At 73.3% G+C, this 296-nt stretch carries 1 protein-coding gene; it reads left to right on the top strand.

Annotation, left to right across the window (positions count from 1 at the left end):
* On the top strand, positions 1 to 140 hold a 140-nt coding region (locus G3I40_RS13570), incomplete at its 5' end, for a CGNR zinc finger domain-containing protein (RefSeq protein WP_164302411.1).
* Positions 141 to 296 lie beyond the last annotated feature (156 nt).

The raw sequence follows: 296 nt of genomic DNA, 5'->3' as shown, positions 1-296 counted from the left end.
CCTGCCACGCGCCGCGCTGCGTGCGCTACTTCCTCAAGGAGCACCCGCGCCAGGAGTGGTGCAAGCCCTCGTGTGGGAACCGGGCCCGCGTCGCCCGTCACCACGAGCGGCACAACTCCCTTGCCGAGAAGGGAACATGACACCCCGGCCGGTGCGGTTCGGCGTACGCTGAGACGCCTGAACCCGCGGTTGTGCACCGGCCCCCCGCGCCGGGCACCCCACCGCGGCTGGGGGTGCGTCATGGGGCAGCGCGGTGGCCGGGGCAGGCGGACGCTGTTCGAGCGCGAGAGCGAACT

This window comes from Streptomyces sp. SID14478 (assembly GCF_010548525.1).
Classification (GTDB): Bacteria; Actinomycetota; Actinomycetes; order Streptomycetales; family Streptomycetaceae; genus Streptomyces.
Note: the sequence above shows the minus strand (reverse complement) of the source record. Positions and strands in the feature narration are given on the sequence as shown.